The organism is Rubrimonas cliftonensis (assembly GCF_900107585.1).
Classification (GTDB): Bacteria; Pseudomonadota; Alphaproteobacteria; order Rhodobacterales; family Rhodobacteraceae; genus Rubrimonas; species Rubrimonas cliftonensis.
This window is the reverse complement of record NZ_FNQM01000001.1, coordinates 514,791-535,731: the sequence shown is the minus strand read 5'-3', so window position 1 is coordinate 535,731 and position 20,941 is coordinate 514,791. Positions and strand designations below refer to the sequence as shown.

Annotated in this window: 17 protein-coding genes; 11 read left to right on the top strand and 6 right to left on the bottom strand. The window is 71.8% G+C overall.

From position 1 onward, the window contains the following. From BLW43_RS02500 to guaB, 3 genes are all read right to left on the bottom strand, one after another. Nucleotides 1–660, bottom strand: a complete 660-nt coding sequence (locus BLW43_RS02500) for a tetratricopeptide repeat protein (RefSeq protein ID WP_093248024.1) — start codon at nt 658–660, stop codon at nt 1–3. Further along, nucleotides 647–2,215, bottom strand: coding sequence for an alkaline phosphatase family protein (locus BLW43_RS02495; protein WP_139283960.1), 1,569 nt, complete (start codon nt 2,213–2,215; stop codon nt 647–649). Before BLW43_RS02495 ends, BLW43_RS02500 begins: the two co-directional genes overlap by 14 nt. A gap of 852 nt (nt 2,216–3,067) precedes the next feature. After that, on the bottom strand, nt 3,068–4,525 hold the full coding sequence (gene guaB / locus BLW43_RS02490; RefSeq protein WP_093248020.1) for an IMP dehydrogenase: 1,458 nt from the start codon (nt 4,523–4,525) through the stop codon (nt 3,068–3,070). A gap of 168 nt (nt 4,526–4,693) precedes the next feature. On the opposite strand from guaB, the gene BLW43_RS02485 reads away from it, so the two are divergent. The 6 genes from BLW43_RS02485 (at nt 4,694) to BLW43_RS23330 (ending at nt 10,825) form a co-directional block, all read left to right on the top strand. After that, complete coding sequence (locus BLW43_RS02485; protein ID WP_093248018.1) at nt 4,694–5,782, top strand: PLP-dependent cysteine synthase family protein; 1,089 nt, start codon at nt 4,694–4,696, stop codon at nt 5,780–5,782. Between the two features lie 143 nt (nt 5,783–5,925). Continuing rightward, the gene (gene serB, locus BLW43_RS02480) at nt 5,926–6,792 is read left to right on the top strand and encodes a phosphoserine phosphatase SerB (RefSeq protein WP_093248016.1); all 867 of its coding nucleotides are present in this window, start codon (nt 5,926–5,928) and stop codon (nt 6,790–6,792) included. Between the two features lie 162 nt (nt 6,793–6,954). Beyond that, complete coding sequence (gene msrP, locus BLW43_RS02475; RefSeq protein ID WP_093248014.1) at nt 6,955–7,932, top strand: protein-methionine-sulfoxide reductase catalytic subunit MsrP; 978 nt, start codon at nt 6,955–6,957, stop codon at nt 7,930–7,932. A 100-nt stretch (nt 7,933–8,032) separates the two neighbouring features. Further along, nucleotides 8,033–8,686, top strand: a complete 654-nt coding sequence (locus BLW43_RS02470; RefSeq protein WP_093248012.1) for a protein-L-isoaspartate O-methyltransferase family protein — start codon at nt 8,033–8,035, stop codon at nt 8,684–8,686. Nucleotides 8,687–8,755: 69 nt separating this feature from the next. Further along, entirely contained in the window at nt 8,756–10,165 is a 1,410-nt protein-coding gene (locus BLW43_RS02465) for a TolC family outer membrane protein (protein ID WP_093248010.1), read from the top strand. A 57-nt stretch (nt 10,166–10,222) separates the two neighbouring features. Next, nucleotides 10,223–10,825, top strand: coding sequence for a hypothetical protein (locus tag BLW43_RS23330; RefSeq protein ID WP_093248008.1), 603 nt, complete (start codon nt 10,223–10,225; stop codon nt 10,823–10,825). A 105-nt stretch (nt 10,826–10,930) separates the two neighbouring features. On the opposite strand, the gene BLW43_RS02455 is transcribed toward BLW43_RS23330, so the two are convergent. Further along, nucleotides 10,931–12,079: a type III PLP-dependent enzyme gene (locus BLW43_RS02455; RefSeq protein WP_093248006.1), complete on the bottom strand. Its 1,149-nt coding sequence runs from the start codon at nt 12,077–12,079 to the stop codon at nt 10,931–10,933. A gap of 172 nt (nt 12,080–12,251) precedes the next feature. Between BLW43_RS02455 and BLW43_RS02450 the strand changes: the two genes are divergently transcribed. The 4 genes from BLW43_RS02450 to BLW43_RS02435 all read left to right on the top strand — a co-directional run bounded on the left by BLW43_RS02450 (nt 12,252) and on the right by BLW43_RS02435 (nt 17,132). Then, nucleotides 12,252–12,674, top strand: a complete 423-nt coding sequence (locus BLW43_RS02450; RefSeq protein ID WP_245730884.1) for an Lrp/AsnC family transcriptional regulator — start codon at nt 12,252–12,254, stop codon at nt 12,672–12,674. Between the two features lie 72 nt (nt 12,675–12,746). Further along, nucleotides 12,747–15,734 carry a valine--tRNA ligase gene (locus tag BLW43_RS02445; protein ID WP_093248004.1) on the top strand — a complete coding sequence of 996 codons (2,988 nt, stop codon included), beginning with the start codon at nt 12,747–12,749 and terminating at the stop codon, nt 15,732–15,734. Between the two features lie 216 nt (nt 15,735–15,950). Then, a complete protein-coding gene (locus BLW43_RS02440) occupies nt 15,951–16,553 on the top strand; it encodes an SOUL family heme-binding protein (protein ID WP_093248002.1) in 603 nt (200 codons plus the stop codon). 57 nt (nt 16,554–16,610) lie between these two features. Next, entirely contained in the window at nt 16,611–17,132 is a 522-nt protein-coding gene (locus tag BLW43_RS02435; RefSeq protein WP_175478719.1) for a GNAT family N-acetyltransferase, read from the top strand. Between the two features lie 19 nt (nt 17,133–17,151). Here BLW43_RS02435 and BLW43_RS23870 read toward each other — a convergent pair whose 3' ends face one another. Together BLW43_RS23870 and BLW43_RS02425 are read right to left on the bottom strand one after the other, a co-directional pair. After that, nucleotides 17,152–18,633, bottom strand: a complete 1,482-nt coding sequence (locus BLW43_RS23870; protein WP_139283957.1) for a peptidoglycan-binding domain-containing protein — start codon at nt 18,631–18,633, stop codon at nt 17,152–17,154. A 155-nt stretch (nt 18,634–18,788) separates the two neighbouring features. Next, entirely contained in the window at nt 18,789–18,992 is a 204-nt protein-coding gene (locus BLW43_RS02425; protein WP_093247998.1) for a hypothetical protein, read from the bottom strand. Between the two features lie 213 nt (nt 18,993–19,205). Between BLW43_RS02425 and ilvD the strand changes: the two genes are divergently transcribed. After that, a complete protein-coding gene (ilvD, locus tag BLW43_RS02420; RefSeq protein ID WP_093247996.1) occupies nt 19,206–20,939 on the top strand; it encodes a dihydroxy-acid dehydratase in 1,734 nt (577 codons plus the stop codon). Nucleotides 20,940–20,941 lie beyond the last annotated feature (2 nt).

Here is a 20,941-nt window from a genome sequence, read left to right as displayed (position 1 = left end):
TTACCGATTGTTGATGACAGACCGGTGACGGGGCGCCCCGCTCAGCGCCGAGGGCGCGAGCGGCAGGGCGCCGCGCCCGGCATGGGTGAGCGCGCGCAGCGCCGCCGCGCCGTCGCCCCCGGCGGTCATCGCGCGCGCCGACGCCAGCGCCTCGGCCTCGCGCCCCGCCTCCGCCAGCGCGGCGACGCGGCCCGCGGCCGCCTCGACGCCCGGCAGCGCCGCCCACGCCGCCTCGGCCTCCTCCCACCGGCGGAGCGCGGCGAGCAGGCGCGCGCGGTTCAGACGCGCGTCGGCGTCGGCGGGGTCGGCGGCCAGCGCCGCCTCGAAGCCGGCGAGGGCGGCGTCGAGGCGCCCCGCGTCCATGAGCGCGGCCGCCCGTTCGAAGAGCGCCGCCGCGCGGTCCGGTTCGGCGGCCAGCGCCCTGTCGAACCAGCCGACCGCATCCAGGGGCCTGCCGGCGCGCCGCAGCGCCGCGCCGAGATTGTAGGCGAGGGCGGGCGGAACCGGGTCGAAGGCCGTCGCCAGCGCGGCGAACGCCTCGGCCGCGCCGCGCCAGTCGCCGCGCGCCACGGCCGACCGCGCGGCCTCGGCCAGCGCGTCGCCGGACGACCCACGGGGCGGCTGATTGGGCGGCTCATGGGGCGGCTCATGGGGCGGCATAGAGCCCCTCCGGCGTCGCGCGCGGTTCCGCGCCGCAGACGACGCCGCGCTCGGTGAGCAGCGCGTCGGCGAAACTGCGTTCGGCGTGCAGCATCCGGTGCGAGAGCAGACGGCCGGCGCAGCGCGCCACGACGCCCGCCATCTCCGGCGCCGAGGCGAGATCGCGCAGCTCGCCGGGGTCGGCCTCAAGGTCGTAGAGCCGCGGCGGCAGGCTCGGGAAGTGGACGTACTTCCAGCGCGCTTCGCGCCATACGCCCAGCACGCATTCCTCCGGCCCGATCCCGAGCGCCCGCTCGTAGCGCCGCGTTGCGGGATTGCGGAAATCGAACTCCCAGGTCGCCGCCGCCCGCCAGCGCGGCGGGGTCTCGCCGCGAAGCCACGGGGCCAGCGAGGCGCCGCTCGCGTCGCGCGGGGCCTCCCGGCCGATCCAGCCGAGCACCGTCGGCAGGATGTCCACCGACTCGGTCAGGGCGCCCACGCGCCGCCCCCGCGCGCCGCGCGGCGCTTCGGGGTCGCGCACGATCAGGGGGATGTGGAAGGCGGGGTCGAACCAGCCGCCCTTGCCCCAGCACCAGTGGTCGCCCAGCATCTCGCCGTGGTCGGCGGTGAAGATCACCAGCGTCTCGTCCCACTCCCCGCTGGCCTTCAGACGGGCGACGATGCGTCCGAGCTGCGCGTCCACCTCGGCGATCAGGCCGAAATAGACCGCCCGCATGGCCGCGCGGTCCTCCTCCGGGACGGCGTGAACGTCCACCTGGCTCTCGAAGTAGTCCGGGTGCGCCTGCTCGTTGAGCCATTCGGCGAGGAACGGGTGGCTGCCGGCCTCCTCCTCGCGGCTGGACATGCGCCTGACGGGGGGCAGGTCGGCGACGCTCACCGCGTCGTTGTAGGGCGCGGGCGCGATCATCGGCGGGTGCGGGCGCAGGAACACGACATGGGCGAACCAGTCCTCGCGCCGTCGCAGCCGGATGAAGTCGAGGAAGCGGTCGGCGATGTAGGCGGTGTCGCCGTCCTCCGCCGCATAGATGGCGGGACCGCGGCTGAAGCGCGCCATCACGGGCGGACTGCCGGCCTGGGCGTAGATGCGGAACGGCGCCTCGGGAAGCTCGTAGCCCTTCTTCGCGAGTTCCGTCAGCCAGCCGGTGAGCTGGCTCTCGTTGAGCGACGCCTCTAGGCGGAAACCGGGCAGCACGCCCTCGAAGCTGCGCAGGCGCGGGTCTTCCGGCGCCATCGCGCGCGGGTCGGCGCTGCTGTCGGTGTAGCCGAACAGCACCGGGTCGAGCCCCGCCCGCCGGGCCTCGAGCGCAAGATTGGCGTGGCGCGCATCCAGCGGGGCGCCGTTCCTGACCGAGCGGTGGATGAACGGATAGAGCCCGGTCAGCAGCGTCGCGCGCGCCGGTCCGCACGGGGCCGACGGCGTGAAGTGGCGCGTGAAGGCGACGCCGTCGGCGGCCAGCGCGTCGAGCGTCGGCGTGCGCGCGGCAGGGTGGCCCAGAAACCCCAGAGCGTCGCCGCGCCACTGGTCGGCGGTGATCAGCAGAACCTTGCGCGGCATGAGACGAACCCTCCCGGGAACCGCTGCTATAGCGGAGCGACGACGGTTTCGCGACAGGCGGCGCGCGGCGATCGCGGCGCCGGGGCGCGCGCAGGCCGGCGGCGGCGCCGCGCGGCGCGATCGGCCGACCGGACGCCCCGCCGCGACCGCGGCGCGGCCGGCCGGCGACGCGGACGAGATCGGTCCGGTCGCCGCAAATGCCGCCTGGGCGCATCGTGCGCCGACGGCGAGGCGGTGGTGCGCCCGGGTTCGCCGCGGGCCGGTCTCGCTGTTTTCGAAGTTCGCGGCGCAGGGACTAGACGTCCTTCGGCGCCCGAATGCGCGCCTGCGCTCCCGCGGGCCACTTGCTCTGTCCCCCGCCGCCGGTCCATCGATGATCATGGGAATCCGAGGTTCCGATACGGCGCCGCGCGCGCCGCCGGCGGCCGCGCGGCGGAGACATCCGCTCAGACGGCGCCGGCCGGCTGCGCCTTGCTCACGCTTCCCGCCAGGGGGGGCGGGGCGCCACGGGCGGTGTGCGGCGCGGCGGGCGGGCCGCTTTCCGGTTGCGGCGCGCGCCCATCCTGCGCTCAGCGGCGGCGCGCCGGTCCGGTCGGTCGGGGCGCCGGTCAAAGCCGCGAACCCTGCGGCGGCGTCGAGGGCGCCGATCGGCCTGGCGACGATGCGCGGCCCGCGGGGTGGCGCGGCTTGCTTGCGCGGGCGCCGCGCCAATCCCATCAGGCGGCGCGACGATGCGCGTTCCTGAAACCTGCGAGCCTCCGCTCATCTTCGGCTGCGGCGATCATGACATGAGCCGAACGGTTTCCGGCGATCCTCCGGCGGACGGACTGCGGCGGCGAACGCAAGCCGCCCCTAGCCGTCGGTGCGGTAGTTCGGGCTTTCCCGCGTGATGGCCACATCGTGGACGTGGCTTTCGCGCAGGCCGGCGCCGGTGATCCGCACGAAGCTGCAGTCGGTGCGCATCGCGGCGATGTCGCGGGCGCCGGTGTAGCCCATCGCGGCGCGCAGGCCGCCGACGAGCTGGTGGATCACGGCGCCGGCGGCGCCCTTGTAGGGCACCTGGCCCTCGATGCCCTCGGGCACGAGCTTCTGGGCCGACACCTCGCTCTGGAAATAGCGGTCGGCCGAGCCGCGCGCCATGGCCGTCACCGAACCCATGCCGCGATAGGCCTTGAAGCTGCGGCCCTGGTGCAGGAACACCTCGCCGGGGGCCTCGTCCGTGCCTGCCAGCATCGAGCCGATCATCGCGCAGTGGGCGCCGCCCGCGATGGCCTTGGCGAGGTCGCCCGAGAACTTGATGCCGCCGTCGGCGATCACGGCGACGCCGCTCTCGCGCGCGGCTATCGCACAGTCCATCACCGCGGTGAGCTGCGGCACCCCGACCCCGGCGACGATGCGGGTGGTGCAGATCGAGCCCGGCCCGATGCCGACCTTCACCGCGTCGGCCCCGGCGTCGATCAGCGCGCGCGTCGCGTCCGCTGTCGCCACGTTGCCCGCGGCGACCTGAACATGGTTGGAGTGCTTCTTGATGCGTTCGACGGCGCGGGAGACCGAAACGGAATGGCCGTGCGCCGTGTCGATCACGATGAGGTCCACCCCGGCGTCGATCAGCGCCTCGGAACGCTCCCAGCCGGAATCGCCGACCGTCGTGGCTGCGGCGACGCGCAGACGGCCCATCGCGTCCTTGCAGGCCTGCGGGTTGAGCACGGCCTTCTGGATGTCCTTGACGGTCAGCAGCCCCACGCACAGGCCGGCGGCGTCGACCACCAGCAGCTTCTCGATCCGGCGGGCCTGGAGCATCTTCTTGGCCTCGGCGATGTCCACCGGCTCGCGGACCACGGCGAGGTTCTCCGACGTCATCAGCAGCGAGACCGGCATCGTCTCGTCCTCGGCGAAGCGCATGTCGCGGTTGGTGAGGATGCCGGCGAGCCGACCTTCCGCCCCGACCACCGGGAACCCCGTTACGCCGTAGCGTCGCTGCAGCGCGCGGGCCTCGCCGAGGCTCTGGTCGGGGCGCAGGGTGATGGGGTTGTACACGATGCCGCTCTCGAAGCGCTTCACGCGCCGCACCTGCTCGGCCTGCACCTCGACGTCGAGGTTGCGGTGGATGACGCCGAGGCCGCCCGTCTGCGCCATGGCGATGGCCATCTCGGCCTCGGTGACGGTGTCCATGGCCGAGGACAGCAGCGGGATGTTGAGCGCGATCTCCCGCGTCACATAGGTGCGCGTGTCGACCTCGCCGGGAACCACCTCGGAGGCGCCTGGAACCAGAAGCACGTCGTCGAAGGTGAGGGCTTCGCGAATCTCCATTGCCGTCTCCCGTGCTGCGTGGGGCCTTATTCCACCCAAGCCGGTCCGCGGAAAGGGGCGCGAGGCGGATGGCGGGGTTGCGCATGGCTGATGGGCCGGCGCTTTACCGTCCGCCCGCTTCGTATCAGGGTTGCGGCGCGAGACACGGGTTCGACCGGGAGAGAAACCATGCGCGAGACGACAGGTGTTCGGACGACCAAGGGGCGCGGCAGGCTCTATGACAGCGTGCTGGAGACCATCGGCGACACGCCCTGCATCAGGATCAACAACCTCGCGCCGCCTCATGTGCGGCTTTATGTGAAGGCGGAATTCTTCAATCCGGCGGCGTCGGTCAAGGACCGTCTGGCGATCAACCTCATCGAGTCGGCCGAGCGGTCGGGCAGGCTGAAGCCGGGGCAGACGGTGGTCGAGGCCACCAGCGGCAACACCGGCATCGGGCTGGCGATGGTCTGCGCCCAGAAGGGCTATCCGCTGGTCGTCACCATGGCCGAGAGCTTCTCGATAGAGCGGCGGCGGCTGATGCGGCTGCTCGGCGCGAAGGTGGTGCTGACGCCGCGCGCCGAGAAGGGTTTCGGCATGTATCGCAAGGCCGCCGAGCTGGCGGCGCAACATGGCTGGTTCCTCGCCGGCCAGTTCGAGAGCGACGCCAACGCCGACATCCACGAGGCCACCACGGCGCGCGAGATCCTGCGCGATTTCGAGGGCGAGCGGCTCGACTGGTTCGTGACCGGCTTCGGCACCGGCGGCACCGTCACCGGCGTGGCGCGGGTGCTGCGCAGGGAGCGGCCGGAGACGAAGATCATCCTCAGCGAGCCGGCCAACGCGCAGCTTCTGGCGAGCGGCCGGGCGCAGGGGCGCGATGCGAACGGCGTGGCCAACGAGAGCCACCCGGCCTTCGAGCCGCACCCGATCCAGGGCTGGACGCCGGACTTCATTCCGCTGGTTCTGCAGGAGGCCGTCGACTCGGGCTTCTACGACGAGCTGGCGCCGGTCTCGGGCGCCGAGGGCGTCGCGGGGGCGAAGGCGCTGGCGGCGAAGGAGGGCATCCTCACCGGCATCTCCGGCGGCTCGACCTTCGCGGTCTCGCTGAAGATCGCCGAGACGGCGCCGGAGGGCGCCGTGATCCTGTGCATGCTGCCGGACACCGGCGAGCGCTACCTCTCGACGCCGCTGTTCGAGGACATTCCCGCGGACATGAACGAGGCGGAGCAGGAGATCTCCCGCTCCACCCCCGGCCAGCAGGTCGCGGCCGGCTGAGCGGCGGGCCGGACGGCGGGGCGCGCGGCGCGCAGGGCCGCGGTCCCGCGCGCCCGTCGCCGCTTTGACAGCGGCGCGCATCCGCGGTCAAAGCGGGGCCGGCTGAGGCGCCCGCCGCCGCGCGACCCATCGGAGCGAGACCCATGACCGCCATGCTCGTCATCACCGGGCGCGACCCGGCGGCCCCGGCTGTGCGGGAGGCCGCGCGGGCCGCCGGGGCGCGCGAGTTGCGCCCGCTCGGCCCCGACGCGGCGGAGGCGGCCTTGCCCGACCTCGACCCCGAAAGGCTGGCGCGCGCGCGGGCGGCGCTGGGCCCGGAGGGAGACGCCAATCTCGTGCCGGTCGAGGGGCGGGAGAAGCGCGTCCTGCTCGCGGACATGGACGGCACCATGATCGGCGTGGAGTGCATCGACGAGATCGCCGCCGTCGCCGGCGTCGGCGCCAAGGTCGCCGGGATCACCGAGGCCGCGATGCGCGGCGAGCTCGACTTCGAGGCCGCGCTGACGGCGCGGGCGGCGCTGTTGGCGGGTTTTGACGCGGCGTTGCTGGAGACGGTGTACGAGACGCGGGTGCGGCTGAACCCCGGCGCGGCGACGCTGGTGCGCACCATGGCGAAGCGCGGCGCGGCGACGGCGCTGGTCTCGGGCGGCTTCACCTTCTTCACCGAGCGCGTGGCGGCGGCGGCGGGCTTCGCGGAGCACCACGCCAACGTGCTCGAAGTGGCGGAGGGCAGGCTGACGGGCTGCGTCGTGCCGCCGATCCTCGGGCGCGAGGCCAAGGCGCAGCGGCTCCGGGCGCTCTGCGCCGCGCGCGGGCTGGCCACGTCCGCGGCGCTGGCCGTGGGCGACGGCGCCAACGATCTCGCGATGGTGCGGGCGGCGGGGCTGGGGGCGGCCTATCGGGCCAAGCCCGCGCTTGCGGCCGAGGCCGATGCGCTGATCGAGCGGTCGGACCTCACCGCGCTGCTGCACCTGCAGGGCGTGCCGCGCGAGGCGTGGGTCGTCGCCTGACGGCCGCCGCGCCGTCCTCAGACGCGCGGAGCCGAGCCGGGCGGAACCGAGCCGCGCCGGCCTGCGCCGCGATGGCGCCAGGTCACGTTTCCGCGCCCTCCGATTGGCGGGAGAGGGGCCTCCGGGCTACCTTCGCAGAAACGTGTCGAAGGAGAGGCCGAGATGAACGTGATCCGCCGCCCGGACTGGGCGCTTCCAGAGAGCGCGGCGACGCCGGAAGCGGTCTTCCTGAACCGCCGCTCGATCCTGCGCGGCATGGGGCTCGGGGCCGGGCTGCTCGGCGGCGCCAGCCTTTTCGGCGCCGCGGCGCGGGCCGACGAGGGGCCTGCGGCGTGGCCGGGGACGGCGCCGCTCAACCCCGACTTCGCCGATGCGGGCCGCGCCGTGACGCCCGAGGACATAAACAGCACCTACAACAACTTCTACGAGTTCGGCAGCCAGAAGCAGATCTACGACGCCGCGCAGGCGCTGGAGACGCGGGGCTGGACGATAAAGATCGACGGGCTGGTCGAAAGCCCGACGGAGATCTCCACCGACGACCTGATCGCGAGCGCGCCGATCGAAGAGCGCGTGGTGCGCCATCGCTGCGTCGAGGCGTGGTCGATGGTGGCGCCGTGGATCGGCTTTCCGCTGAGCGCCCTCGTCGAACGCGCGAGGCCGCTGGCGTCGGCGAAGTATCTCCGCTTCGAGACCTTCAAGGATCCCGACGTCGCCCGCGGCCAGCGCCAGTTCTGGTATCCGTGGCCCTATGTCGAGGGCGTGACGATGGCGGAGGCGGCCAACCCGCTGGCGTTCCTCGTGGTCGGCGCCTACGGCAAGGTGCTGCACAATCAGTTCGGCGCGCCGATACGCCTGCATCTGCCGTGGAAATTCGGCTTCAAGTCGATCAAGTCGATCGTGCGCGTCTCCTTCGTCGAGGAGCGCCCGGTGAGCTTCTGGGAGGAACTGCAGAGCGCAGAGTACGGCTTCTGGGCCAACGTGAACCCGGAAGTGGCGCACCCCCGCTGGAGCCAGGCGACGGAGCGGGTGCTCGGCACGGACGAGCGCGTGCCGACGCAGCTCTGGAACGGCTACGGCGCGCAGGTGGCGGGCATGTACGGCGACCTGCCGGGCGAGGTCGGGGAGCGGTTCTGGCGCTGACCGGCCGCAGGGGCGGGCGACGCTGCGGCGCAGCGCGCCGTTGCCCGCGGCTGCGCGATGTGGCACGCGGCGGTGACAGGGTTCGCCGCCGGAGAACGCAATGATCGATTTCGAGGCCGCCCGCCGGGCGATGGTCGACGGGCAGGTTCGCCCCGCGGACGTGACGCGGCTCGCCATCATCCAGGCCATGCTCGCCACGCCGCGCGAGCGCTTCGTCCCGCGCGCGCACCGCGCCGTCGCCTACGCCGACATGGCGATCCCGCTGGCGCCGGGCCGCGCGCTGCTGGACGCGCGCAGCTTCGCCAAGATGCTCGACGCGGCGGAGATCAGGCCGACGGACCTCGTGCTCGACGTGGGCGCCGGCTATGGCTACTCGGCGGTGGTCATCTCCCGACTGGCGGCGGCGGTGGTGGCGCTGGAGGAGGAGCCGGTCCTCGTCGCGGCCTCGCGCGAGGCGATGGCCGGCGTCGGCGCGGACAACGTGCTCTTCGAGGAAGGGCGCCTCGCGGAGGGTTCGCCCCGGTCGGGGCCCTATGACGCGATCGTTGTCGAGGGCGCGGTCGCGGGGCCGCCGCGGGCGCTGCTGGAGCAGCTGCGTGAAGGCGGCCGGCTGGTGGCGATCGTCCAGGACGGACCGCTCGGCAAGGCGACGGTGTTCATGCGCTCGGGCGGGACGACGTCCTCGCGGCGGGCGTTCGACGCCTCCGCGCCCGTGTTGCCCGGTTTCGACTCCGCGCCGGCATTCGAGTTCTGAGGACGTCATTTCTCTTGCCGGGCGGCGCATGCGCCGTACCCTCGCGGCAAAACCTTGAGGGACAGAACGATGACACGCCAAAACAGCGATGCGCGGATGCGCGCGCTCGCGCTCGCCGCAGCCCTTGCGCTGGCGGCGAGCGGCTGGGCGCGCGCCGACACTCTCGCCGAAGCCTTCGCCTCCGCCTATGAGACCAATCCCGAACTGCTTGCGGCGCGCGCCGCGCTTTCCGCCGTCGATGAGCGGGTGAACCAGGCGCGCGCGGGCTATCGGCCCGACGTCTCGGCCTCGGTGCGCTACGGCGCGGACTACAGCACCCAGCGCGCGCGGAGCACCGACGATGCGCAGGACCCGTTCAGCGCGAGCATCGACGCATCCCAGTCGCTCTATGACGGAGGCCAGACGTCCAACAGCGTGCGCGGCCGCATCGCGGACGTCTCGGCGACGCGCGCCCAGCTCAACTCGCTGGAGCAGGACGTTCTGCTCAGGACCGTGACGGCCTATGTCGACGTGCTGCGCGACCAGAAGTTCGTCGAACTCGCGCGCAACAACGTGCGCGTCATCAGCGAGCAGCTGCGCGCCTCCCGCGACCGCTTTGAGGTGGGCGAGGTCACGCGCACCGACGTCAGCCAGGCCGAGGCGGCGCTGGCGGAGGCCAACGCCAACCTTGCCGACGTGACGGGAAACCTGGAGCGCTCGCGCCAGAACTACCGGCAGGTGGTCGGCTCGGAGCCGCTCAACCTCGCGCCGCAGCCGCCGCTGCCGCCGCTTCCGCAGTCGCTGGACGAGGCGGTGACGGTCGCGCTCGCGAACCATCCCGACGTGATCGCCGCGCGGTTCACCGAGGAATCGCGGGTGCGCGACGTGCGCACCCAGATCGGCGGGCTCCTGCCGCAGGTCGCGCTCGAGGCGTCGGTCGGCTATGGCGACAGTGCGATCTTCGCGAACAGCGCGACGACCGACCAGACCGAGGCGAGCATCGGCGTCCGCGCGACGATCCCGCTCTATCAGGGCGGCGCGCAGTACAGCCGCATCCGCGAGGCGCAGGCGCGCGCCAGCGAGGCGCGTGCGGACATCTCGGTGCAGGCGCGCGCGCGCCGCCAGCTCGTCGAGGCGGCGTGGAGCGAGCTCGCAGTCGCCCGGGCGAGCATTGTTGCGGGGCGCGAGCGGGTGCGCGCCGCCCAGCTCGCCTTCGAGGGCGTCCGCGAGGAGGCCATCGTCGGGTCTCGCACGACGCTCGACGTGCTCGACGCGGAGCAGGAGACGCTGGACGCCCGCACCAGCCTCGTGGACGCGATGCGCAACGAATATGTCGCGGGCTACACGCTCGTCGCGGCCGTGGGCGCGCTGACCGCCGCGCAGCAGGGCCTGACGGTCGTCGCCTACGACCCCGATGTGCGGTATGACCTCAACAATGATCGACTCTTCGGCTACGAGCAGACCGAGGACACGGTTTGGGAAGAGATCTGGCGACCCTGATCGCACGCCGGCATCGTGGGCGGGCCGGTCCGTCGGTCGCCCTGACGAGGTGAGGCCATGAGCGACCAGACCCCGCGCGACGACGCCGCCATGGCGGACATCCTCGCCTCCATCCGGCGCATCGTCACCGACGAACAGCGGCAGGGCGGGACCGGCAGGCGCGCGGCGTCCGACGGCGACCTGCTCGAACTGACGCCGGAGATGCGCATCGACGGCGGCTCCAGAGCGCCCGCCGATCGGCAGCCGCGGGCGCAGCCGTTGACGCCTAACCCCGACCTGACGCCGCCGACGCCCCGCCACGGTCCGGCGCCCGCCGCGGCGGCCGATCATGCGGCGGCCCCCGCGCCGGGCGCGGATGCTCCGGGGCGCGCGGCCGTCCGGCCTGCCGCGTCGGAACCCGTCGTCGGGAAGCCTCGGGTCGATGGGCCGGCGAGGCCGGAGGCGCCCAGCCCCGGCGCAGGCGCGGCCATGGGCGAGGACGCGCCGGAGCTTCCCGGCGGTTTCCCGATCGACGAGGCGGTGGTGGCCGACATCGCGCGCGCCGTGATGCGCGAGGAATTCTCCGGCGCGTTCGGCCGCAATCTGACCCAGCAGATCAGGCAGCTCATCTCGGCGGAGGTCTCGAGGGCTCTCGCCGCCGAAAGGCGCACGCGGGAATAGGCTCGCGAAACAGCCGCCGCACGCAAGGCGGGCGGCGGCGGTTTCGGTCGGGAGGAGAGGAAGGCCGGACGACGGCGGACGCCAGGCGCGCCGCCGCCGCGGGCGTCAGAGTTCGGAGACCAGCACCGAGCGCAGGCCGCCGTAGCCGTTGAAGCTGGTGGCGGTGACGGAGCCGTAGGCGCCCATCGCCTCGAACACCACCACGTCATCCTCGGCGATGCCGGCGGGCGCGAGGTTGTCTCCGGGCAGCCGGTCGACGCTGTCGCAGGTCGGGCCGAAGAATATCACCGGGCGCGCGTCGCCCTCGCGGGGCAGGCCCTCGGGCGTCAGCACGCGGTAGCTGTGGGTGCGGCCGAGCACCGGGAACTCGTCGAGCGCGCCATAGACGCCGTCGTTGAGAAACACCGCGCCGTCCTCGCGCACCAGCTTCACGCGGGCGGCGAGCGTCATGCAGCCCGAGACGAGGCCGCGGCCGGGCTCGCACACGAGCGGCATGTCCGGGCCGAAGGCGGCGTCGCGGGCGGCGCCGATCGCCTCGAAGATCGCCTCGAGGTCGAAGCGCTCGCCATAGAGCGCGCCGGGGAAGCCGCCGCCGACGTTCAGGCGGCGCAGCGACACGCCGGCGTCCTCGGCGATGCGGGCGGCCTGGTGGATGTAGGACACCCACGCGTCGGCCGTCTCGCACTGGGTGCCGGGGTGGAAGGTCAGGCTCGCGACCATGCCGAGGCCCTGCGCCTGGCGCAGCAGCGCGGCGGCCTTCTCGGGCGAGGCGCCGAACTTGGCGCCGAAATCATAGGCCGCGCCGCGCACCGGCAGCTTGAAGCGCACGGAGATCTCGACGTCGGCGGCGGCGACGCCCCTCTCGGCGGCGATCGCGGCGACCTTGTCGAGCTCCACGACGCTGTCGACGGAGAAGGTGCGCACGCCGTGGTCGAGCGCGAAACCGATCTCGCCGCGCGACTTGGCGGGGTTGTGGTAGTGCAGGGCGGCGTCGGGGTCGAGGCCGCGGATCAGCTCGATCTCGGCGGGGGAGGCGACGTCCCACGCCTTCACGCCCGCGGCGATCAGCGTCATGACGACGGCCGGCTCGCTGTTGGACTTGACGGCGTAAGTGACCAGACCGGGAAAGCCCGTGAGAAACCGTTTGGCGCTGGCCGTGAGCACGGCGGGCGCGAAGAACAGCACCGGCGCATCGGGGCGCTCGGCGGCAAGGTAGCTCTCGGGATTGCGCCAGATGGCGGCGGTCGTGGTCATTGGCGTCAGGGCCCCCTTTCGGGTTTGTGGGCGCCGCGCTTCTCGCGGCCGATGTGAGGGTAAGATGCCGCGGCGGAATGTCAGAATGAAGGCCCCAGACTGACGTTTTGCACTCGAAGTTTTGTCAGATCGCCGTCATAAATGCAGAATGACGATGACAACTCTCGACGAAATGGATCAATCGCTCCTGCGCTTCCTGCGCCGCGACGCGCGCACGCCCACCGCGGAGCTCGCCCGGCGGCTCGGCGTGTCGCGCACCACGGTGCAGGCGCGGCTGGAGAAGCTGGAGCGCACCGGCGTCATCGCCGGCTACACCATCGTCGCCGGCGACGCGGTGGACGCGGGCATGATCCGCGCCACGGTGCTGATCCAGGTCGAGCCGCGGATGACGGCGAGCATCGTGGCCGCGCTCGGCCGGATGCGCGAGGTGGAGGGGCTGTTCACGACGGCGGGCCGCTTCGACATGGCGATCCAGCTCGCCGCCGCCGGCACGCCGCAGCTCGACAGCGCGCTCGACCGCATCGGCGAACTCGACGGCGTGCGCGGCATGGAGAGCCTCATCCACCTCACCGCCAAGATCGACCGGCGGCGCTGAGGCGCCGCGCCGGGCTTTCCGACCCCGCGCCCGCGCGATAAACCCTCGCCCGGACGCCCGGGAGAGCTTGCGATGACCATGGAAAAGACCTTCGACGCCGCCGAAGCCGAGCCGCGCCTCTATGCGCGCTGGGAGCGCGAGGGCTGCTTCCGCGCCGGCGCCAACGCCAGGCCGGGGGCGGAACCATACGCCATCATGATCCCGCCGCCGAACGTCACCGGCTCGCTGCACATGGGCCATGCGCTCAACAACACGCTTCAGGACATCCTGATCCGCCGCAAGCGGATGCAGGGCTTCGACGTGCTCTGGCAGCCGGGGCAGGACCACGCCGGCATCGCGACGCAGATGGTGGTGGAGCGGGCGCTGGCGCAGGCGGGCGAGCCGGGCCGCCGCGAGATGGGCCGCGAGGCCTTCGTCGAGCGGGTGTGGCGCCAGAAGGATTCTTCGGGCGACACGATCATCAACCAGCTCAAGCGCCTCGGCGCCTCCTGCGACTGGTCGCGCAACGCCTTCACCCTCGGCCGCACCGACGAGGACCAGATGTCGCGCGCGGTGATCCGCGTGTTCAAGCAGCTCTACGACGAGGGGCTGATCTATCGCGGCAAGCGGCTGGTGAACTGGGACCCGCATTTCGAGACCGCGATCTCCGACCTCGAAGTGGAGAACGTCGAGGTCGAAGGCCACATGTGGCACTTCAAGTATCCTCTGGCTGGCGGCGAGACCTACGACTACGTCGAGAAGGACGCGGACGGAAACGTGACGCTGCGCGAGACGCGCGACTACATCGCCATCGCCACGACGCGCCCGGAGACGATGCTGGGCGACGGCGCCGTAGCGGTTCATCCGTCCGATGAGCGTTATGCGGCCATCGTCGGAAAGCTATGCGAAATCCCCGTGGGGCCGAAGGAGCACCGTCGCCTGATCCCCATCATCACCGACGAGTATCCCGACCCGGCTTTCGGCTCGGGCGCGGTGAAGATCACCGGCGCGCATGATTTCAACGACTACGGCGTGGCCAAGCGCGGCGGCATCCCCTGCTTCCGGCTGATGGACACGAAGGCCGCGATGCGCGCCGACGGGGCGCCCTATGCCGAGGAGGTCGCCAAGGCGAAGGCGATCCGCGAGGGCGGGGCGGCGAGCGAAGCGGAGATCGACGCGATCAACCTCGTGCCCGACGAGTATCGCGGGCTCGACCGCTTCGACTGCCGCAAGCGCGTTGTCGCGGCGATCACGGGTGAAGGGCTGGCGGTCACGGGGCCGGACGGCGCGCCGCTGGTGGAGAACAAGCCGATCATGCAGCCCTTCGGCGACCGCTCGAAGGTCGTGATCGAGCCGATGCTGACCGACCAGTGGTTCGTGGACGCCGCGACGCTGGCCAAGCCCGCGCTGGCGGCGGTGCGCGACGGCCGCACGACGTTTCACCCCGAGAACTGGTCCAAGACCTATTTCCAGTGGCTGGAGAACATCGAACCCTGGTGCATCTCGCGCCAGTTGTGGTGGGGGCATCGTGTGCCCGTCTACTACGGTCCCGAGCGTGATGGAGAAAACTTCGGTTTCTCGTTAAACAGTTCGCTGGACGCAGTACAGTTTAAACTGAAGCTCTTTTGCGCCGAAACAGAAGCCGAAGCGATTGAACAGGCTAAGGCATACTACGGTTCTGAGTGGCAAATAAAAATTAATCGTTCTGACGATAAGCGGATTGGAATTAGCTTACCAGAAGACCGATCGCGCAATACTATAACGATTGCGCGCGACCCCGACGTGCTCGACACCTGGTTCTCCTCCGCGCTGTGGCCGTTCTCGACCCTCGGCTGGCCGGACGAGACGCCCGAGCTCAATCGCTACTACCCGACCTCGGTGCTCTCGACCGGGTTCGACATCATCTTCTTCTGGGTCGCCCGGATGATGATGATGGGGCTGCATTTCCAGAAGGACGTGCCGTTCAGCGACGTCTACATCCACGCCCTCGTGCGCGACGAGCAGGGGCGCAAGATGTCGAAGTCGCTCGGCAACGTGATCGACCCGATCACGCTGATCGACCAGTATGGCGCCGACGCGGTGCGGATGACGCTGGCGGCGATGGCCTCCATGGGCCGCGACCTGAAGCTCGACGTCAGCCGGGTGGAGGGTTACCGCAACTTCTCAACGAAGCTCTGGAACGCGGCGCGGTTCTGCGAGATGAACGGCTGCGCGCTCGTGCCCGGCTTCGACCCGAAAAGCCCGCGCGAGCCGGTGAACCGCTGGATCGTCGGCGAGACGGCGCGACTGCGCGAGGCTATGGACGCCGCCATCGACGCCTATCGCTTCAACGATGCGGCCAACGCGGCCTACGCCCATGTCTGGGGCGTGCTCTGCGACTGGTACGTCGAGTGCGCCAAGCCGCTCCTGCAGGGCGACGACGGCCCGGCGAAGGAAGAGACGCGGGCGACGGCGGCATGGGCGCTCGATCAGGCGCTGATCCTGCTGCACCCGATCATGCCCTTCGTCACCGAGGAGCTCTACGGCGCGCTGGCCCCGCGCGAGCGGCTGCTGGTCCACGCCGACTGGCCGACCTGGACGGCGGCGGACCTGGCGGACGCGGAGGCCGACGCCGACATGGGCTGGGCCATCGCGGCCATCGAGGCGACGCGCTCGGCGCGTGCGGAGATGAACGTGAACCCCGGCGCGCAGATCCCGCTCGTCGCGGTCGGCGCGGATGCCGCCACGGCGGCGCGGCTGGCGCGGGTCGGGCCGCTGCTGGCGCGGCTGGCGCGGTTGTCGTCCATCGAGCACGCCGATGCGGCGCCGAAGGGGGCGGTGACGCTGGCGGTTCAGGGCGCGACGCTGTGCCTGCCGCTGGCGGGCGTGATCGACATCGCCGCCGAGGGCGCGCGGCTGGAGAAGGCGCTCGGCAAGCTCGACAAGGAGCGCGCGGGGCTGGAGGCCAAGCTCGCCAACCCCGCCTTCGTGGAGAAGGCCAAGCCGGAAGTGGTGGAGAAGGAGCGCGCGCGCCTCGCGGCGCTCGCCGAGGAGGCTGGCAAGCTGGCGGCGGCGCAGGCGCGGCTGGCGGAACTCGCCTGAACGCGGGCGCCCGAAGGAAAAAGGGCGGCCCGAGGGCCGCCCAGTTGAACGAGGGACGGTGGCGCGAGGGTCGGGAGGCGTCCATCGCGTCACCCCCTGACCATGCGCGGTCGACCGAGTCGCCGCTGTGACGGATGTCACAGTCCGGCTCGACTTTCCTCGGCGCCGCGCTTTCCTTCGGGGCGTGCCGGAGACCGGGATGGATCGGGAGAGGGAATGCGCCGCATGTTGCTGTGGATCGCCGCCGCCGCCGGGGCGGGCGCGCTCGCGCTCGTCGGCGGCTGGGTCTATGTGAGCGCCTCGGTCGAGGAGCCGCCCTTCGCGCTGGTGGCGCAGGATGGCGATTTCGCGCTGCGCGACTATCCCGCGCTGGCGGTCGCCGAAGTCGAGCGGCGCGGCACGCGCGGCGAGGCGGTGCGCGCGGGGTTCTCGCCGCTGGCCGGCTACATCTTCGCGCGCGAGCGCGACGGCGAGAAGATCGCGATGACGGCGCCGGTGACGCAGCAGAAGGCTGGCGAGGCATGGACGGTGCAGTTCTACATGCCGCCGGGCCGCACGCTGGCGTCGCTGCCGCAGCCGGGGCCGGGGGAGGCGGTGTCGCTGCGCGAGACCCCGCCGGCGCGGCGCGCGGTGGTCCGTTTCAGCGGCGTCGCCGACGACGCGCTGCTCGCCGAACAGACGGCGCGGCTTGAGGCGTGGATGGCGTCGCAAGGACTTGAGGCGGCCGGCGCGCCGCCGCTCTACGCCTATTACAACGACCCTTTCACGCCGGGCTTCCTGCGCCGCAACGAAGTGATGATCGACGTCGCGGGCGGCTGATTGCCGCGCGCCCGCGCGGAAGACTAACCTGCTTTCCCAAAGCGGGAGAATTTGGGCGTGCGGATCGGACGGGTCTTTTCGCCGGGCGCCATCGGGGACGTCGTGGCGCTGCATGGACGGCACTACGCCGAGCATTGGGGCTTCGGCGCGTTCTTCGAGGCGAAGGTGGCGCGGGAGCTCGCCGGATTCGTCGCGCGTCTGGAGCCCGACGACCTCTGCCTGATCGCCGCGGACGGCGAGGGACTGTGCGGTTCGCTGATCCTCGATCTGCACGATCCTGCGTCGAAGGGGCGCGGCGCGCATCTGCGCTGGTTCATCGTCGCGGATCGGGCGCGGGGAACGGGGCTCGGCGGACGGCTCATGTCGGAGGCGATGGCCCATGTCGACGCCTGCGCGGGCGGGGCGGCGTGGCTGACGACCTTTGCGGGGCTCGACGCCGCGCGGCGGCTCTATGAGCGGCGCGGGTTCGCGCTGGCCGTGGAGGCGGATGGCGCCGCATGGGGCGTGACGGTGCGCGAGCAGGAGTTCAGGCGCGGCTTCGCCGCGAAGAAGGGCGGCCCCGGCGGGGCCGCCCGATGAAGCGTGGCGACGCCCCGCTTCAGTTGTTGACGGTCTGCGCCGGCGCGGCGGGCATCCCGAAGCTCGGCAGCACCGCCTGCTGCGGAGCGGCCTGGCTCGGCGTGCCGCCGCGCAGGGAGACGGCGGCGGCGCGCAGCAGGGCGGGGCGCTCGCTCTGGCCCGGCGCGACGACGCGCACCGCGCCGCCCTCGATCGCCGAGACGGTCGCATCGTACCAGTCGGCCGCGCGGTCGAGCCGCTTCGGCGCGCCGAAGCCCTGCGCCATGTGGTGCGCCAGGATCTCGCCATAGGCGGCCTCGCCGAGCCCGACGAGCACCAGCGCCGAGGCGAGCGCGACGTCGGCGTTGTCGGAGCGGTAGCCGATCGACAGGCAGATCTTGGCGTTGCTCGACAGCTGCGACGGGTTCATGCCCGTGTTGATGACGAAGGTCTGGAGGTCCGACGTCGCGTCCTGCGGGTTCTTGGCGACCATGCCGGCCACGTATTCGCGCATGGTGGGCGCGAAGGCGCCGCACTGCTCCTGCATCTGCGCCAGCGTCACGCCCTGCACCGAGGCGGTGAGATCCTCGCCCTCGGCCATGGCGTAGGTGCGGGCGAGGCAGAACTGCTCGCCGAGCGCGACGCTGATGTTCTGGCTCACCAACTCGCCGTGGAGCATGCCGCCATTGGTGGAGGTCACGAGGCTCGTCTTGTTGCAGTAGCTCGCCATGGAGGCTTCGACGGCGCCGCCGATGAAGCTCGGCATCATGCCCGCGGCCGGCGCCGCCGGCTCGGGGGCCGCCGCCGCGACTTCCTGCGTCTGCGGCGCGGGGGCGGGCGCCGTGGCGACCGGCGCCTGCGCGGCCGGCGCGGTGTTGTTGATCACGACCTGCGGCTGCGGCTGCTGCTGCTGGATCACGACCTGCGGCTGCGGCTGCTGGACGAACACCTGCGGCTGCGGCTGCTGAACGATGACCTGCGGCTGGGGAATCACCGGCTGCACGTTCATCACGGCGCCGGTCGACTGGTTGCCGCGATAGGCGATCAGGATGCCGCGCTGGCCGCCATACTGCGCGGCGAGCTGCGCGGCCTGCATGGTGTTGGACTGGGCGCGCGCGAAGGCCGAGAGCAGGAAGTCGCGCTCGTAGTCGGCGATGTAGCCGGTCACGGGGAAGCCCATCGTCGCCTGATAGTCCGAGACCGCCGCGCGCGAGCGGCTGCCCATCACGCCGTCGGGCGTCCCGGCGGGGAACCCGAAATAGTTCAGCGCGTTCTGAACGTTACGGTTCTGCTCGCGCTGGTAGCTGTTGGTTGAGGGGCGGGTGACGACGCGCTCGCGCACCACCGTCCGCTCCTTGTTCGCCGCCGAGCCGATGGCGCCGCCGATGATGCCGCCGACGACCCCGCCGATGAACGCGCCGGCGTCAGCCTGCGCGGTCAGCGGCGCGGAGAGCGTCATCGTCGCCACCAGCGCGCCTGTCACGGCGCGCGTGAATGTCTTGTCGCTGAAATGCATGCGCATGGTCCCGAGCCTCCCAAAAACAGTGTGCTGGGACAAGACTACGCGCCTGCGCTCAGGGGCAAAGTGATTTCCGTCACACCCCCCTCGATTGTCATCTCGTGGGGTCTGGACGCTGCGCCCGGCGCCGGCCCCGAGAGGCCGCGCCGGGCGCGCCTTCAGCCGTCGGAACGGTGGTCGATGTCCAGAAAACGGGCGACCCGCGCCGCCTGGTCCTCGGCGCGCGGGCGGCGGGTCATCGCCATCTCCTTGGCGCCGGGCGCTTGGCCGTCGCGCCGCTCGATCTCCGCGAAACGGGCCGCGCGGTCGGGCGTCTCGGGTGTGCGGCCCGTGTCGAGCGGGGCCTTGCCTGTGCCGGTCATGGCTTCCTCCTCTCAAGGCGCGGCGGCGTCATCCGCCGCTGCTTCAAACATGGGGCGCCGCCGCGCCGCGGGGAACCCCCCCTTGCGCCGCGCCGGAACGGCTGCGACGCCGCAGGTCCGCACGCGTCGGAGGAGATTGAAGCGACGCGCGGGCCGGCGCTATGGTGCGCCCCCGGCAGGGCGGGAAACCACAGCGAGCGCGAGGAAAGCCAGATGGACGCGAAGACCTTCGACAAGAGCCGGCTCGTCAGCCGCCACGTGACCGAAGGACCGTCGCGCGCGCCGCACCGTTCCTATTTCTACGCCATGGGGCTGACGGAGGAGGAGATCCACCGCCCCTTCATCGGCGTCGCGACCTGCTGGAACGAGGCCGCGCCCTGCAACATCGCGCTCAACCGCCAGGCGCAGGCGGTGAAGCTCGGCGTGAAGGAGGCGAAGGGCACGCCGCGCGAGTTCACCACCATCACCGTGACCGACGGCATCGCCATGGGGCATGAGGGGATGCGCTCCTCGCTCGCCTCGCGCGAGGCCATCGCCGACACGGTGGAGCTGACCATGCGCGGCCACGCCTACGACGCCATCGTGGGCCTTGCGGGCTGCGACAAGTCGCTGCCGGGCATGATGATGGCGATGGTGCGGCTCAACACGCCGTCGGTCTTCGTCTATGGCGGATCGATCCTGCCGGGCCGCTTCGAGGGCCGCGACGTGACCGTGCAGGACGTGTTCGAGGCGGTGGGCCGCGAGCAGGCCGGCACGCTCTCGGCCTGCGAGCTCGAGAAGCTGGAGAAGGTGGCCTGCCCGTCCGCCGGCGCCTGCGGCGGCCAGTTCACCGCCAACACCATGGCCTGCGTCTCCGAGGCGATCGGGCTCGCGCTGCTGAACTCCTCCGGCGCGCCCGCGCCCTACGAGAGCCGCGACGCCTTCTGCGAGGCGTCGGGCCGGGCGGTGATGGAGCTGCTGGCGCGCAACATCCGCGCCCGCGACGTGGTGACGATCAAGAGCCTGGAAAACGCCGCCCGCGTGGTGGCCTGCACCGGCGGCAGCACCAATGCGGGGCTGCACCTGCCCGCCATCGCCCATGAGGCCGGCATCCGCTTCGACCTGCTCGACGTCTGCGAGGTTTTCAAGTCCACGCCCTATTTCGTGGACCTCAAGCCCGGCGGCAAATACGTCGCCAAGGATCTCTACGAGGTCGGCGGCGTGCCGCGGGTGCTGCGCATGCTGCTCGACAAGGGCCTGCTGCACGGCGACTGCATGACCGCCTCGGGCCAGACCATGGCGCAGGCGCTGGAGGGCGTGGAGGGGACGGCGGACGGCAAAGTGATCCATTCCATCGAGAAGCCGCTCAGCAAGACCGGCGGCGTGGTCGGCCTCAAGGGCAACCTCGCGCCGGAAGGCGCAATCGTGAAGGTCGCGGGAATGACCGGCAAGGAGATGTCGTTCGAGGGCCCGGCGCGCGTCTTCGAATGCGAGGAGGACGCCTTCGAGGCCGTGAAGAAGCGCCAGTACGAGGAGGGCGAGGTCATCGTCATCCGCAACGAGGGGCCGAAGGGCGGTCCCGGCATGCGCGAGATGCTCTCCACCACCGCCGCGCTCTCCGGGCAGGGCATGGGCAAGAAGGTTGCGCTGATCACCGACGGGCGTTTTTCGGGCGCGACGCGCGGCTTCTGCGTCGGCCATGTCGGGCCGGAGGCGGCGGTGGGCGGGCCGATCGCGCTGATCCGCAACGGCGACGTCATCAAGCTCAACGCGAAGAAGGGCACGATCGAGGTCAAGCTCTCGGCCAAGGAGCTCAAGGCGCGCCGCAAGGAGTGGGCGGGCCAGCGCGAGACGCTCTACGGCTCGGGCGCGCTCTGGAAATACGCCCAGCTCGTCGGCGGCGCGAAGGACGGCGCCGTGACCCATCCCGGCAAGGACGGCGAGCGGCACGTCTACGCCGATCTCTGACG

Bases quoted from the DNA above. Each gene is read 5' to 3' on its own strand.
- guaB (WP_093248020.1), bottom strand. From the start codon at position 4,525: ATGGAGATTCGCGAAGCCCTCACCTTCGACGACGTGCTTCTGGTTCCA.
- BLW43_RS23330 (WP_093248008.1), top strand. From the start codon at position 10,223: ATGAGCGACCAGACCCCGCGCGACGACGCCGCCATGGCGGACATCCTC.
- BLW43_RS02500 (WP_093248024.1), bottom strand. From the start codon at position 660: ATGCCGCCCCATGAGCCGCCCCATGAGCCGCCCAATCAGCCGCCCCGT.
- BLW43_RS02450 (WP_245730884.1), top strand. From the start codon at position 12,252: ATGGATCAATCGCTCCTGCGCTTCCTGCGCCGCGACGCGCGCACGCCC.
- BLW43_RS02425 (WP_093247998.1), bottom strand. From the start codon at position 18,992: ATGACCGGCACAGGCAAGGCCCCGCTCGACACGGGCCGCACACCCGAG.
- msrP (WP_093248014.1), top strand. From the start codon at position 6,955: ATGAACGTGATCCGCCGCCCGGACTGGGCGCTTCCAGAGAGCGCGGCG.
- BLW43_RS02445 (WP_093248004.1), top strand. From the start codon at position 12,747: ATGACCATGGAAAAGACCTTCGACGCCGCCGAAGCCGAGCCGCGCCTC.
- BLW43_RS02485 (WP_093248018.1), top strand. From the start codon at position 4,694: ATGCGCGAGACGACAGGTGTTCGGACGACCAAGGGGCGCGGCAGGCTC.
- BLW43_RS02495 (WP_139283960.1), bottom strand. From the start codon at position 2,215: ATGCCGCGCAAGGTTCTGCTGATCACCGCCGACCAGTGGCGCGGCGAC.
- ilvD (WP_093247996.1), top strand. From the start codon at position 19,206: ATGGACGCGAAGACCTTCGACAAGAGCCGGCTCGTCAGCCGCCACGTG.
- serB (WP_093248016.1), top strand. From the start codon at position 5,926: ATGACCGCCATGCTCGTCATCACCGGGCGCGACCCGGCGGCCCCGGCT.
- BLW43_RS02465 (WP_093248010.1), top strand. From the start codon at position 8,756: ATGACACGCCAAAACAGCGATGCGCGGATGCGCGCGCTCGCGCTCGCC.
- BLW43_RS02455 (WP_093248006.1), bottom strand. From the start codon at position 12,079: ATGACCACGACCGCCGCCATCTGGCGCAATCCCGAGAGCTACCTTGCC.
- BLW43_RS02440 (WP_093248002.1), top strand. From the start codon at position 15,951: ATGCGCCGCATGTTGCTGTGGATCGCCGCCGCCGCCGGGGCGGGCGCG.
- BLW43_RS02470 (WP_093248012.1), top strand. From the start codon at position 8,033: ATGATCGATTTCGAGGCCGCCCGCCGGGCGATGGTCGACGGGCAGGTT.
- BLW43_RS23870 (WP_139283957.1), bottom strand. From the start codon at position 18,633: ATGCGCATGCATTTCAGCGACAAGACATTCACGCGCGCCGTGACAGGC.